Origin of the sequence: Bacillus sp. CBEL-1 (assembly GCF_004348885.1) — a bacterium.
GTDB lineage: Bacteria > Bacillota > Bacilli > Bacillales > Bacillaceae_H > Priestia > Priestia aryabhattai_A.
The window spans coordinates 1,278,397-1,291,912 of sequence record NZ_SBIM01000013.1 but is presented as its reverse complement, the minus strand read 5'-3'; the positions used below and the strand labels follow the sequence as shown (position 1 = coordinate 1,291,912).

13 protein-coding genes and 1 riboswitch are annotated in these 13,516 nt (G+C 36.9%); of the genes, 11 read left to right on the top strand and 2 right to left on the bottom strand.

From position 1 onward, the window contains the following. The 4 genes from ccsB to EPL02_RS16485 all read left to right on the top strand — a co-directional run bounded on the left by ccsB (position 1) and on the right by EPL02_RS16485 (position 4,739). Positions 1–1,179 (top strand): c-type cytochrome biogenesis protein CcsB, encoded by a 1,179-nt coding sequence (gene ccsB / locus EPL02_RS16500; RefSeq protein ID WP_131888249.1) that lies wholly within the window; start codon positions 1–3, stop codon positions 1,177–1,179. A 221-nt stretch (positions 1,180–1,400) separates the two neighbouring features. Next, positions 1,401–2,117: a response regulator transcription factor gene (locus EPL02_RS16495; RefSeq protein ID WP_094910682.1), complete on the top strand. Its 717-nt coding sequence runs from the start codon at positions 1,401–1,403 to the stop codon at positions 2,115–2,117. Beyond that, a complete protein-coding gene (locus tag EPL02_RS16490) occupies positions 2,117–3,898 on the top strand; it encodes an ATP-binding protein (protein WP_094910681.1) in 1,782 nt (593 codons plus the stop codon). Before EPL02_RS16495 ends, EPL02_RS16490 begins: the two co-directional genes overlap by 1 nt. Before the next feature lie 157 nt (positions 3,899–4,055). After that, positions 4,056–4,739, top strand: coding sequence for a peptidoglycan DD-metalloendopeptidase family protein (locus EPL02_RS16485; protein ID WP_131888248.1), 684 nt, complete (start codon positions 4,056–4,058; stop codon positions 4,737–4,739). Between the two features lie 34 nt (positions 4,740–4,773). Here EPL02_RS16485 and serA read toward each other — a convergent pair whose 3' ends face one another. Beyond that, on the bottom strand, positions 4,774–6,348 hold the full coding sequence (gene serA, locus EPL02_RS16480; RefSeq protein WP_094910679.1) for a phosphoglycerate dehydrogenase: 1,575 nt from the start codon (positions 6,346–6,348) through the stop codon (positions 4,774–4,776). A 375-nt stretch (positions 6,349–6,723) separates the two neighbouring features. Then, a riboswitch (FMN riboswitch) is annotated at positions 6,724–6,862 on the top strand. A gap of 147 nt (positions 6,863–7,009) precedes the next feature. Between serA and EPL02_RS16475 the strand changes: the two genes are divergently transcribed. Further along, positions 7,010–7,585 (top strand): ECF transporter S component, encoded by a 576-nt coding sequence (locus EPL02_RS16475; RefSeq protein WP_094910909.1) that lies wholly within the window; start codon positions 7,010–7,012, stop codon positions 7,583–7,585. Between the two features lie 49 nt (positions 7,586–7,634). On the opposite strand, the gene EPL02_RS16470 is transcribed toward EPL02_RS16475, so the two are convergent. Next, the gene (locus EPL02_RS16470) at positions 7,635–7,883 is read right to left on the bottom strand and encodes a ferredoxin (RefSeq protein WP_061784720.1); all 249 of its coding nucleotides are present in this window, start codon (positions 7,881–7,883) and stop codon (positions 7,635–7,637) included. A gap of 258 nt (positions 7,884–8,141) precedes the next feature. Between EPL02_RS16470 and EPL02_RS16465 the strand changes: the two genes are divergently transcribed. The 6 genes from EPL02_RS16465 (at position 8,142) to EPL02_RS16440 (ending at position 13,507) form a co-directional block, all read left to right on the top strand. Then, entirely contained in the window at positions 8,142–9,194 is a 1,053-nt protein-coding gene (locus EPL02_RS16465) for a YpbB family protein (protein WP_131888247.1), read from the top strand. A gap of 15 nt (positions 9,195–9,209) precedes the next feature. Continuing rightward, positions 9,210–10,727 carry a RecQ family ATP-dependent DNA helicase gene (locus EPL02_RS16460; RefSeq protein WP_131888246.1) on the top strand — a complete coding sequence of 506 codons (1,518 nt, stop codon included), beginning with the start codon at positions 9,210–9,212 and terminating at the stop codon, positions 10,725–10,727. A gap of 84 nt (positions 10,728–10,811) precedes the next feature. After that, positions 10,812–11,261 carry a DUF2663 family protein gene (locus EPL02_RS16455; protein ID WP_165932591.1) on the top strand — a complete coding sequence of 150 codons (450 nt, stop codon included), beginning with the start codon at positions 10,812–10,814 and terminating at the stop codon, positions 11,259–11,261. A gap of 62 nt (positions 11,262–11,323) precedes the next feature. Continuing rightward, positions 11,324–11,692: a hypothetical protein gene (locus EPL02_RS16450; protein ID WP_131888245.1), complete on the top strand. Its 369-nt coding sequence runs from the start codon at positions 11,324–11,326 to the stop codon at positions 11,690–11,692. Positions 11,693–11,710: 18 nt separating this feature from the next. Next, a complete protein-coding gene (locus EPL02_RS16445; protein WP_286175476.1) occupies positions 11,711–12,478 on the top strand; it encodes a metallophosphoesterase in 768 nt (255 codons plus the stop codon). Positions 12,479–12,586: 108 nt separating this feature from the next. Then, a complete protein-coding gene (locus EPL02_RS16440; RefSeq protein WP_131888244.1) occupies positions 12,587–13,507 on the top strand; it encodes a MerR family transcriptional regulator in 921 nt (306 codons plus the stop codon). Positions 13,508–13,516: the final 9 nt, after the last annotated feature.

Here is a 13,516-nt window from a genome sequence, read left to right as displayed (position 1 = left end):
ATGGATTTTGCTAGCGTTAGTAGTAACTTGCTTTATGTAGCTTTTATTGCTTATTTAGTCGCTACGTTTTTCTTTGGTGGAGCCATTAGAGAAAAGAATTCAAAGCATAAGACAAACAAGTGGCCGGTATTTGGAATTAGCGTAACGATTGTTGGATTCATTGCGCAAGTTGGTTATTTTATTACGAGGTGGATTGCTTCAGGTCATGCACCAGTTAGTAATCTATTTGAGTTTACAACCTTCTTTGGCATGATGGTTGTCGGAGCATTTATTATTATTTACTTTATTTATAAGTTGAGTATTCTAGGCTTATTTGCTCTTCCTGTGGCGCTGTTAATTATTGCGTATGCAAGTATGTTCCCAACAGAAATTTCGCCTTTAATACCGGCTCTTCAAACAAATTGGTTACATATTCACGTTACAACAGCTGCTGCAGGCGAAGCAATTTTAGCCATTAGCTTTGTAGCGGGACTGATTTACCTTATTAAATGTATTGATCAAACAAAAGCAACAAAAAAAACATTTTGGCTAGAGTTTATCTTGTATTCTTTACTTAGTACGGTTGGATTTATTATTATGACAACAGCTTTTAGCTTATCAAACTATGACGCTACCTTTACATGGGTTGATAAAAATGAAAAACGGGCTGAAATGGTATATCATCTGCCAGCCCTAGTTGGTCCGCATGACGGGGAGCTAATCACGGGTAATCGATTAGAGCCAACGGTTTCGGTACCTGCAATTATAAATGCACAAAAATTAAATACAGTTTTATGGTCACTGATGAGTGGTTTAGTCCTATATTGGTTACTTCGCCTTGTTCTTCGCAAGCGAATTGGTGCTGCTTTAAAACCGTTAGTCAAGCAAGTCAATAGTGAATTACTAGATGAAGTAGGCTATCGCTCTGTTGCTATTGGGTTTCCCGTTTTTACTTTAGGTGCTTTAATTTTTGCAATGATATGGGCGCAAATTGCCTGGACGCGCTTCTGGGGATGGGATCCGAAAGAAGTATGGGCTTTAATTACGTGGCTTTTCTATGCAGCCTTTTTACATCTGCGTCTAGCAAAAGGGTGGCAAGGTGAACGTTCAGCGTGGTTAGCAGTTGGTGGCTTTGCTATTATTATGTTTAATCTCGTTGCGGTTAACTTAGTCATTGCAGGTCTACATTCGTATGCATAACCAAAACTCGCTGTCATTGCGACAGCGAGTTTTTTTTGTCATAATGAATCCAACCAGGTCTGGGAATTAGATATGAATGAAAAATGATTTCAAAAGAGTACAAATAAAAGAGAAATCTATTAAGCCTCATTCATTTGTTACATAGATTGTCACAATGTTGGTTAGACATTGGTAGCAGTTCATCTGTTTTTTTTGTAAACTAAACGTAGGAGGTTGAGAACATGCAAACTGAACAAAGGTTATTACTTGTGGACGATGAAGATCGTATTCGTCGTTTATTAAAGATGTATTTAGAAAAAGAAGGATATACGATTGAGGAAGCTGCTGATGGCCATGAGGCTATAGAGAAAGCGTTACATATAAATTATGATCTTATTATTTTAGATTTAATGATGCCTGGAATTGATGGAATTGAAGTGTGTAAACAAATCAGGGAGAAAAAAACAACACCAATTATTATGCTAACGGCAAAAGGGGAAGAAGTAAACCGTGTTCAAGGCTTTGAAGTTGGAACCGATGACTATATTGTTAAACCCTTCAGCCCTAGAGAAGTTGTACTGCGCGTGAAGGCCTTATTACGACGCTCATCGTCTATACCTGTTATGGAACCAACACCTTCAGTTAAAAACATGATTGTATTTGATCATTTAACAATTGACAATGATGCACATCGTGTGACTGCTGATGATAAAGAAGTAAACTTAACACCAAAAGAGTACGAACTGCTGTGTTTTTTAGCAAAAACGCCAGATAAAGTGTACGACCGAGAGCAGTTGCTGAGAGAAGTTTGGCACTACGACTTCTTTGGAGATTTAAGGACGGTAGATACCCATGTCAAACGTTTGCGAGAAAAATTAAACCGCGTATCTCCAGACGCTGCTAAAATGATTGTAACCGTTTGGGGTGTAGGATATAAATTTGAGGTTGGGAACAGCTGATGTTTTGGCGCAGTGTTGTTGGTAAACTTTGGTTTACTATTTTATTACTCGTTACGTTTGTTTTATTTATTTTAACGGTTTTATTGCTGCAGTTCTTTGAAAATTATCATGTAGATGACGCAGAAAAGCGATTAACGAAAACAGCAGCTAAAATCTCCACCATCGTACAAGAAACCAAAGACCAGGAGCTTGGACTTTCAATTGCACGAGAATTAGCTGATCAAGCCAGTATCTTAATTGTGCAAGGAGATAAAAAGTATTGGAATTCTACACATCCAGAAGAAGAGAGCCGCGACACTGTCATCTCGCTTATTTCTGAAGACAAAAATCTTCAGAGAGTAACTACACATGGTGAAGTTGTACACGAAGAGATGTACATGAACGAAGATAGAGGTACTTCAGAAAGTCCACTGATGTTTATTGTAGGCGTTCCGTTATCTGTGGATGGTCAAGGTAATGGAGGAGTTTACTTGTACCAATCATTAGCTGAGATTGAAGAGCCTGCGCGCTATACAACAAAGTTTATTATCTTAGCTGCGGGTATTGCCATCGTGTTGACTACAATCTTTGCCTTTTTCTTATCAACGCGAATTACCGCTCCGCTTCGAAAAATGAAGCAGGCAGCTTTTGAGGTTACGAAAGGAAATTTCGAGACGAAAGTACCGATTTTGACACATGATGAAATTGGTGAGCTAGCCATTGCTTTCAATCAGATGGGAAGACAGTTAAAGTTCAATCTTAACGCTTTAAATCAAGAAAAAGAGCAGCTATCAAGTATTTTAAGTAGTATGGCGGATGGTGTTATTACATTTAGCCAAAATGGTTCAATTTTAATTACGAATCCACCTGCAGATCAGTTTTTACAAGCATGGTACTATGAGCAAAATATGAACAATCAGTCCATTCCAGAACTTCCTTTAAAAGTTGTTCGTTTGTTCGAGAGCGTTGTTAAAAGTGAAAAAGAGCAGAGCGCAGAACTAACAATACAAGGGAAGACATGGGTTATTCTCATGTCACCACTTTATAACCAAACAAAGATTCGAGGAGCCGTTGCGGTTTTACGCGATATGTCAGAAGAGCGTAAATTAGATAAACTTCGAAAAGATTTTATCGCCAATGTTTCACATGAATTACGAACACCGATTTCAATGCTACAAGGTTATAGTGAAGCGATTATTGATGACATTGCGAGTACTGAAGAAGAGAAAAAAGAAATTACCCAAGTTATTTATGATGAATCCTTAAGGATGGGGAGGCTTGTTAACGAACTATTAGATTTAGCTCGAATGGAAGCGGGGCATGTTCAACTCCACGTAGCTGAAATTGAGATGGTTGAACTTGCTGAGCGAGTAGTTCGTAAATTCCAGGGCATTGCTAAAGAGCAAGACATTAGGTTGGAACTTCAAACCAATGCACAAATAAAACTCCCGGCAACCATTGATGCAGATCGGATAGAACAAGTATTAACCAATTTGATTGATAATGCAATTCGTCATACTCCTAAAGGAGGCAAAGTGACGCTTGGTATTAACAGTAACCAAACGGAAGTTCATCTTTCAGTTGAGGATACAGGTGTAGGAATACCAGAAGAAGATTTACCGTTTGTTTTTGAAAGATTTTATAAAGCAGATAAGGCAAGAACAAGAGGAAAGTCGGGTACGGGACTCGGGCTCGCAATTGCAAAAAATATTGTAGAAGCACATCATGGAGTCATTGTGGTAAATAGTATTTTAAATCAGGGCACAACATTCTTTATTAAGCTTCCTAAACACTACTCATAGTGATAAATGTTACTTTGGGGTCACAGGTTGAATAGTAAAAGGTTAGAAAATATTTCACTATTTTCTAACCTTTTTTTATTGGAAATGTCTAGAATTTTTGAAAATGCATATAGTATATTTATGTGTCAAGAAACGCTTAGTACATAGGAGGATATGTATGCTTGATATTGTAAGGCGAATATTAGTAGTAGTTATTATGGGGATGTGTATAGGTCTATTGTTTGTTGGCGGAACAATGGCTAAAGCACAAGCTTCAACACAGTGGAACTGGCCTACTGAAGAAGGAACGCTTACAGATGTGTTTGGTTCTCGTAACGCAAAACATTTTGGTATTGATATTGCAGCGCCTGTGGGAACACAGGTGTATGCAGTATATAGTGGGAGAGTCACAAAATCTTATTACTCTGATACATATGGACAAGTTGTGTTTATCAAGCAGGATAATGGATATGAAACGGTGTATGCACATTTGAATAATCGAGGTGTTGCGGAGGGAGAAAGAATTTCTGCTCGTCAGACAATTGGACAAGTAGGTAATACAGGTCGATCGTCTGGTGCCCATTTGCATTTTGAAGTTCATAAAGGAACGTGGAATATTGATAAAACGAATGCTATTAACCCAATCGCAAAGCTTGATCAAGAAAAATTATCAGCCTACGTAACGGAACAGTTAGAAGCTGCTGTATTTAGACAGTTAAATGAAGGATACGTTGTTGAAAGAGGGGACACGTTATCTGAAATCGCAAAAAAATACAAAATAGATGTAGACGATTTAAAAGGAAGAAATCATATGACAACCAGTGATATTTATCCTGGTCAACACCTAAAGATAACAAAATAAAAACAAGAAAGGCATTTGCCTTCCTTGTTTTGTTTTATAGTTCAATACGTTGAATTGTAACAATTTCACTTGCTTGCTTCAGAGACTCAATTGTTGCATCTTCAATAAGACGATCGAACGTAAGCATCATAATCGCTTCTCCGCCTTTTTGTTTACGTCCTACCTGCATTGTTGCAATGTTGATATTTAAATCACCAAGCGCTTTACCAACATTTCCAATAACGCCAGGTTGGTCTGTGTGTCGGATATATAATAAATGTCCTTCTGGATAAAAATCAATGTCAAAGGAATCAATATTAATAACGCGAGGACCGTAATCTTTGATATACGTACCGGTAATAGAGAATGTACGAGATTCTCCTTTTACAACAACTTCAATAATATTAGCATAGCCTTGAGTGTTATCAGAAATTTTCTCACCAAACGTAATGCCTCTCTCTTTGGCAATCATTGACGCGTTTACTTCGTTAACTGAGCGGTCGATACGATGAGTTAAAAATCCAGACAACAAGCTTCGGGTAATATACGTTGTTTCTAAATCCGCTACTGTTCCTGCGTACGTAACAGAAATGTCTTGAACAGGTTCTTTCATGCATTGTGATAAAACGGCACCAAGCTGTTTTGTTAAGCTAGTAAACGGCTGGATTTTTTCGAATACGTCTTTTGAAAGTGTCGGTAAGTTAATTGAAGAACTTACTGGGTTACCTTCTAAGAAGCGTAGCACATCATAAGCAACATCTTCAGCTACATTTAACTGCGCTTCTTTTGTTGAAGCACCTAAATGTGGCGTTGTAATAACCTGATCAAAGTTTAAAAGTGGATTATCAGTAGGTGGCTCTACTTCAAACACGTCAATTGCAGCACCTTGAACGTGACCAATTTCTAAATAGTGTGCAAGTGCTTCTTCATCAATAATGCCGCCTCGTGCACAGTTTAGTAAATAAACGCCTTTTTTTGTTTTCGCTAACGTATCACGATTTAATAAACCTTTTGTATCTTTCGTTAATGGCGTATGAACAGTAATAATATCAGCTACTGCTAGTAAATCATCTAACGATAAGAGGTCAACTCCTAGTTTTTCTGCGCGAGATGTTGTTAAAAATGGATCATATACATGTACCGTCATGTTAAAGGCTTTCGCACGTTTGGCAAGTTCAGAGCCGATACGGCCAAAACCAACAATTCCTAAGTGCTTGCGGTTGAGTTCTGTACCAACAAATGCTGATCGGTTCCATTCGCGAGATTTGACAGAAATATTTCCTTGAGGGATATGGCGAACTAAACTAGCCATCATGGCAAAAGTATGCTCAGCCGTAGAAATAGTGTTTCCATTTGGAGCATTGATAACAACAACCCCTCGCTTAGTTGATGCTTCAATGTCAATATTATCGACACCTACACCTGCACGAGCAACAATCTTTAAATTCTTCATCTTGTCTAACAAGTCTTCCGTCACAGTCGTTGCGCTTCGAACAAGCAGTGCATCGTATGTATGCAATAAATCTTCAACTTCCGTTACTTTTTTTCTCGTTAAATTAACATTTGATGCTTCTAATAATGGAGCAAGACCTTCATTGCTAATTGAATCGGCTACTAACACTTCATACATGTATTAACATCTCCCTTTCACAACTCAAATATCTGATAATTTATCACGTTAAAAAAATTCTGTCAATTAGATTGTAAAAAAGTTCACAATTGGTAACGTTTTCATTTTTATTTTTTTGATTAATATTCGGATTTTTTATAAAAAAAGGAGGATTTAGAAGATTTATTTCTAGTTAAATATTTTTAAAACGTACTTTTTTGAGGTTTTTATATATGAAAGTACGTTGAAAGGATGCCTGACAATCTTTCAATATTCCGCTGCTTTTACCGCCGTGCAAAAATAATGACTAAAAGAATGAGAATTGTAGGATTTTTTATATTAAATGATTTACTTTTAATTCAAGGTATCATATAATGTGAACATCATTAAATATTGATCTATCTTCGGGGCAGGGTGTAATTCCCGACCGGCGGTGATAAACAAGTTGTTTTAAGCCCGCGAGCTCTTTAAGTTTGGAGCAGGATTTGGTGTGATTCCAAAGCCGACAGTAAAGTCTGGATGGGAGAAGGTGGAGGTTCAAACGTTCAAAAGCAAATGTGCTGAACGTTTATTGAATGTGCCTGCATTTTCCCTCAACAAATTTGTTGAGGTTTTTTTATGGAGCGCATATGCAATGAACCTTTCTTCTTGGAAGAGTGGATCGCAAGAAGGAGAGAGGAAAATGGAACAAAGCAAGAAAACACAAAAGCTTGTTATTTTAGGGATGCTAAGCGGTTTGTCTTACGTATTAATGATGCTTAACTTCCCAATACCAGGTATACCACCATTTTTAAAAATTGATTTTAGTGAGGTGCCGGCACTGCTTGCTGCATTAATCTTTGGTCCTGTAGCAGGTATTATTGTCGAAGGAATTAAAAATCTTCTCCACTACCTCATTCAAGGAAGCGCAACAGGCGTCCCTGTAGGCCAATTCGCAAATTTTGTAGCAGGGCTATTATTTATTTTACCGGTTTCTCTTATGTTTCATAAATTTAAAACTACAAAAGGTATTACAACAGGTTTAGTAGTTGGAACAGTAGTAATGTCCGTTGGCATGGCGTTTTTAAATTACTATGTGTTCTTACCGGCATATACGCTTTTCTTGCAGTCACCGGCACTGTCAAGTGAGGAAACACGTCAGTTAGTCGTAACGGGGATTCTGCCATTTAATATGATTAAAGGGATTATTACAGGCTTAATTTTCGTTGTTTTATTTAATAAAATGAAGTATTGGATTACAAAGCGAGTCGCAGTTTAAATAGAAAAAAAGACCTGTACATCTCTATGTACAGGTCTTTTTTTACTTCTTATTCAAATTTGTTAGAGTCACCGTCAAACTTCTCATCTGCTACGCGGATTGAATCTGTTGGACAGCCTTCAAATGCATCCATCATATCATCTTCTAATTCATCAGGAACTTCCACAATCCCTTGGTTATCATCTAATGTTACGAATGCAATTCCTTCATCATCGTAATCATAAATGTCTGGTGCTGCTGCTCCACATGCTCCACATGCAATACATGTATCTTTGTCAACAATTGTATATTTTGGCATAACAAGACCTCCTGTAAAGTGTTCGAAAATTTCGTGTTATATAATCTCTTTTCAACATAAGCGTGAAATTTCTCTTTACCCATTGTAAGACGATTTTTAAAACTTTTCAATAGAAAAGTCATTGATAATGCTTATCAGACAAGGGTTTGTCATGACTTATAGCACTGCTTTTTTGATTCATCTCGATTCGCTCAATGACAAAAGGATGCGTTCTGTTAAAGTTTTGGTAAAATGAAAAGAGAAAGGAAGTTGACGATTGTGAACTATATTCAAACCGTTATGCTATATAGTATGCAACAACTAAAAGGTGAACGAACAGTTTACGGAATTTATCATATAGTAGCTGGTAAAAAATCAGCGCAAACAATTCAAGACGGTAAAATCTTTGGCTTGTCTTTTTTATTTCAATCATTTAGTTACTTGAAAAAAGAAACATTTTCTCGATACGTAAAAGAGCTTAATTCTCAACAATTTATTAAAGAAGTAGATCATCAAAAATATGTGCTAACAGCCAAGGGCGAACAAGTACTTCGCACACAGTTACGTGAATGGCCTCTGCCAGCTAAGCTTAGCGGTTGGCAATTTGCAAGTAGCACACAATTATTTTTATCGAGACTGACCTTGTTCATTCAAACAATCTCTAACCTACAGTATTTTCAAAAGGGATTTTTACCAATAACGCAAGATGCTGAGCCCATTCAATGGGTGAAAGCTTATCTATTTTCTCAGTCGTATTCACGAGAAGAGTTGGCAAAGCATTTATTTGATGAGTTACAATGCATATTAAAGAGGGGTTCTTCCCGAGATGCTGATATATTTGTCCAACACTTGAGTGGATATAAACGAATTGGCTTAACGAAAAACCAGCTTGCTGAGTATTACAATATGGACGAAAACTACGTTCACTTATTGATAATCAGCGTTGTTCATCAAATTATTGAGCAAATTAGCGAATGTCCAAGTGAATTTCCTGTTCTCCAGAAATTTGTACAAGATGTACATATGACTGTACCATTAACAGCTTCAACAGTTAAAACGTATGAGTGGTTACAAAAAGGAAAATCGTTAAAAGAAGTAGCGAGAATTAGGCGGTTAAAAGAGAGCACAATTGAAGATCATATTGCTGAACTGGCATTGTTTCTTCCTAACTTTACGATTGATGCTTATGTGAAAGTAGAGGATCAAGAGGAAATTATCAACGCTTTCAAAGCGTTAAATACCAATCAGCTCAAAGAAATAAAAAAAGAGGTTAGTGATCACCTTACTTATTTTCAAATTCGTCTTGTATTAGCTAAGTGCGTAACGGATTAAGAAAGGAGTAAGACGATGCAGTTAGAACAGGTACTTCAAAGAGAATTTGGCTTTTCAACTTTTCGAAACGGTCAAAAAGAAATTATAACGGACTTATTAAATCACAATCATGTTCTGGCCGTTTTGCCTACTGGAACAGGAAAGTCACTTTGCTATCAGCTCCCTGGCTATTTTTTAAAGCGGCCAATCCTTATTGTGTCCCCACTACTTTCCCTGATGGAAGATCAGGTTCAGCAGCTTAAAGCCAAAGGAGAGAAGAGGGTTATTGCTCTTAACAGCTTTTTACGTGAAGATGAAAAGCAGCAGGCACTACGCTCTTTAAATAGCTATCGTTTCATTTATGCTTCCCCCGAAATCTTACAGAATCCCCATGTAGTTCATGCTTTAAAACAAACGAATATCGGTATGTTCGTTGTAGATGAAGCACACTGTATTTCACAATGGGGACATGACTTTCGATTAGACTACTTAAACTTAGGTATTGTATGGGAAAAGCTAGGGAAGCCAACTTGCTTAGCGCTAACCGGTACAGCAACGAGTGAAGTACTCAGTGATATTAAAAAGTATTTACACCTTGATCAAGTTAATGAGCACTTATATTCAATGAATCGTTCAAATATTGCTATCAGCGTAGAGCATGTGCATGGTCTTGAAGAAAAAAAGAAAAAGCTATTGGAATACGTAACGAAAATTCAAAAACCAGGTATTATTTATTGTTCTAGCCGGGCTTTAACAGAGTCGCTAACGCACTACTTAAAAGAAAACGGTGTTGAGAAAGTTCAATATTACCACGGAGGAATGGAAGCTAACGATCGTACGCTTATCCAGCGACAATTTCTTGAAAATCAGCTCGACTTTATTTGTTGTACAAGTGCTTTTGGAATGGGAGTTAACAAATCAAACGTTCGGTTTGTACTGCATTTTCAAACGCCTACCCAGCTTGAATCCTACGTTCAAGAAATTGGCAGGGGAGGTCGTGATGGGTTACCGAGTTTGGCGATTTTATTATATAGTGAAGAAGATGATGGTTCTGCGCAGGCTTTGTTAGACTTAGAGCTTCCTTCTTCGGATACGCTTTTATATTGTTTGTCACAAATTCGTTCAAGTTCCAGCCCGGTTGGAGTTCGAGAAGTAGAAGCGCACTTCTTATTTACAATTGGTATTTACGAAACCCATTGGCGTTTTATCCGTCACTACTTAGAAAATATCGGTGCTGTTCATGATGGATTAATTTATCCAGAGAAGGTCACGGAATCTCTATATGAAGAGCTGATGGAAATTGTAAATAAACGCTTAAATGCTAAACAGAAAAAATACCACGCAATGAAAGAGTTTATCCATACAAAGGGTTGTAGAAGAAAAGCTTTAATGAGCTATTTCGAAGAAGAGGGTATTTCAGAGAAGCACAATTGCTGTGACCTTTGCAATATTGATTTGGATGAATATAGTCAACCTGAACATGAGTGTACGGAGTCTACATTTTTAGGATGGCAAGGCGAACTAGCAAGGTTGCTCAAACAAGCTGTCCATTAAAAGATTCATTGTTGAAATTTTAAACATAAACAGTCATCTTTCTTCATACTGTGGTACTAGCCTTATAAAGGGGAGTTGAAGAAAGTGAAAGAGCTATCTCATTATCATGTTGATGAACCAACTCAATATATATTAGAAAGTGTTATAACTAAAAAAGAAAAGCTATCAGCTACTCAAAAATCGATGAATAAATGGAAGTGGGCATTCTTTGGGTGTTTGCTTCTTGGGATGAGTTATTTATTTGTATTTACTTCGCAGCTGAATTTACGAGCTTTTAGTGATTTTATTCAATTCTTTCTCGATGATAGTAAGCATCTTTTTTTGCTTATTATTATTGTTTCTACCTATTTCAAAATGATACAGATGCAAAAGCAGTGCGATAAGTTGGAAAAAGAATTTAATGATTTGCGGTGTGAAATCATTCAAAAAAGCAAGGATATTTGGTCAACGCCAGCACAGTGGGAAAACCGAAAAGATTTGTATGCGGCAATGAAACAAACCTACGATATTAATTTGTATCATGAAAATAAATAAGGATTAAATACATGCAATAGCCTCTTCTCACATACAAGTTGTAGTGAGGGGAGGCTTGTATTATGAGAAAGTGGTTATTATTTGTAATAGGTTGGGTATGTAGTTATTATTTCATTACAACCTCTGTATTTGAACAAAAAGGAGTTTCACTAGATACCATTGTGTACTTTCTGAAAAATCCAGAGAATCTCTTTGCAACGATTTTGCTCTTTTTGATTAGCTGTACGTGTCAGGCTATTTGGGTAAAAATGCTATTTGAAAATATGTACCGTTGGATACAAGGGACAAGGGTGCAGAAGATGGACTTTTTCGTAGCATGGATTTCTTTAGTAGGATGCGTAGCGTTTATTTCATATGAGTGTTACTTACTATTACCAGTTATAGTGGCTTCATTTATTTACGGTATAGGTGCTGCTTCACAAAGCAAATAAAAAGGAGTGAGCATAATTATGATTATAGGAATTATCGGTGTATTAATAGTAATTGCTATTGTTTTACTTACTTACATGGCAAAAGAAGCACAGCGTACAGTCGTCGAACAAGAAAATATTGAAGTGAAGGGTGTTCCAAAGGAGTGGCAGTCATTACGCATTTTCTTTATTTCAGATATACATAAACGTACGGTTACACAATCCTTAATTGAACAAGTAAATGGAAAGATTGACTTTGTTGTTATTGGAGGAGACCTAGCTGAAAAAGGTGTCCCGATCCAACAGATTGAAACAAATATTAAGCAATTAAGCCAGTTAGGTTCTATTTACTTTGTATGGGGAAATAACGATTATGAAATTGATCAAGAAAGTTTAATGAATATCTTTAAAAAGCATGAGGTAATAGCTTTAAAAAACGAAGCAATTTGCATAGAGAAAGAAGGGGTTTCCTACAATATTGTAGGAGTTGATGACTTGTCAGAAGGACAATTAAACATGAACCAAGCCTTTAAAGGCATAGATCAACGGTATTTTACATTGTTGTTTAGCCATAATCCGGATGCAGTCTTTGAAGTAGAAAACCATCGTGTTGACTTAATGCTTAGTGGTCACACCCATGGTGGACAGATTCGTTTTCTTGGATTCGGTCCTTATGAATTAGGTGGACTAAAAGCACATAAAGATACAGTTTATTTTGTAAGCAATGGTTATGGAACTACTTCTGTGCCCCTTCGTTTGGAAGCAAAAGCTAAGGCGCATGTTCTCACAATCACTAGAGCAAACTAACTACAAGAGTCTCTGAAACCCAGCATATATAAATTTTACACAACGTGTAACTTATCCTATAATGCAAGTAATACGTTATAGTTCATGAAGAGTCGTTGGAGGTTACATATGGCTTCACAAGAAGGAAAGTATAATATTAAAGCCATCTCAAACATGGTCGGAATCCAACCCGGAACGTTGCGTGCATGGGAGCGTCGCTATAAAATATTTAACCCTGTGCGAAACGAGTCGGGTCATCGTTTGTATACAGAGGCAGATTTTAAAAAGTTAAAGTGGTTAACAGATAAAGTAAGCAATGGCTTTACGATTAGTCAAGCCGTCTCGTTGTTAGAAACAGAGAGCGCAAATGTTCACCAAACTGATGACCAAAGTGAAGTGGAAACACCTCAACGTTTAAAGGATCAAATTTTACATCATTTATTATCTTTTGAAGAAAGTAAAGCACAAGAGCTAATTAATCATGCTTTTAGCTTATATTCGGTGGAGCAAGTAGTCATTGATATACTGGGTTCTTTATTAGTTACAGTAGGAGACATGTGGGAGAAAGGAAAGATTACAAGTGCCCATGAACACTATGCTACACAGCTTTTAAAAACAAGAATTAGTATGTTATTTTATTCTCTTCCTTCAAGTGGCTTATTGCCAAAAGCCATTGCGGTATGCGGTCCGAATGAAACACATGAAGTGGGGCTGCTTGTTTTTACATTATTCTTAAGAAGAAAAGGGTTCGAAGTTATTTACTTAGGGAGCAGCATTGAAGAAAGGGATATTTATCTCATTTTAAAAGAAGTGGATCCAACCTTCTTCTTTATGTCCTGTACAATGATGGAAAATGCTAAGAAAACCGTTGATTTAGCGTGTGATGTACAGGGAGAGTTTCCTCATTTGAAAATTGGCCTTGGTGGTTTTGTTTTTGAAATGTTAGAAGGAAAAGATAAAGAGCGAGCTTCTTCATTTTTATTAGGGAATTCTAAAAACGAATGGAATGAATGGCTAACTGAAAAATTAGCTGAGCATCATAATCAATAGGCTTGTTTT

What these genes read in the sequence shown, in the direction of transcription:
- ccsB (WP_131888249.1), top strand. Translation starts at nt 1, where the DNA reads ATGGATTTTGCTAGCGTTAGTAGTAACTTGCTTTATGTAGCTTTTATT.
- EPL02_RS16495 (WP_094910682.1), top strand. Translation starts at nt 1,401, where the DNA reads ATGCAAACTGAACAAAGGTTATTACTTGTGGACGATGAAGATCGTATT.
- EPL02_RS16490 (WP_094910681.1), top strand. Translation starts at nt 2,117, where the DNA reads ATGTTTTGGCGCAGTGTTGTTGGTAAACTTTGGTTTACTATTTTATTA.
- EPL02_RS16485 (WP_131888248.1), top strand. Translation starts at nt 4,056, where the DNA reads ATGCTTGATATTGTAAGGCGAATATTAGTAGTAGTTATTATGGGGATG.
- serA (WP_094910679.1), bottom strand. Translation starts at nt 6,348, where the DNA reads ATGTATGAAGTGTTAGTAGCCGATTCAATTAGCAATGAAGGTCTTGCT.
- EPL02_RS16475 (WP_094910909.1), top strand. Translation starts at nt 7,010, where the DNA reads ATGGAACAAAGCAAGAAAACACAAAAGCTTGTTATTTTAGGGATGCTA.
- EPL02_RS16470 (WP_061784720.1), bottom strand. Translation starts at nt 7,883, where the DNA reads ATGCCAAAATATACAATTGTTGACAAAGATACATGTATTGCATGTGGA.
- EPL02_RS16460 (WP_131888246.1), top strand. Translation starts at nt 9,210, where the DNA reads ATGCAGTTAGAACAGGTACTTCAAAGAGAATTTGGCTTTTCAACTTTT.
- EPL02_RS16450 (WP_131888245.1), top strand. Translation starts at nt 11,324, where the DNA reads ATGAGAAAGTGGTTATTATTTGTAATAGGTTGGGTATGTAGTTATTAT.
- EPL02_RS16445 (WP_286175476.1), top strand. Translation starts at nt 11,711, where the DNA reads ATGATTATAGGAATTATCGGTGTATTAATAGTAATTGCTATTGTTTTA.
- EPL02_RS16440 (WP_131888244.1), top strand. Translation starts at nt 12,587, where the DNA reads ATGGCTTCACAAGAAGGAAAGTATAATATTAAAGCCATCTCAAACATG.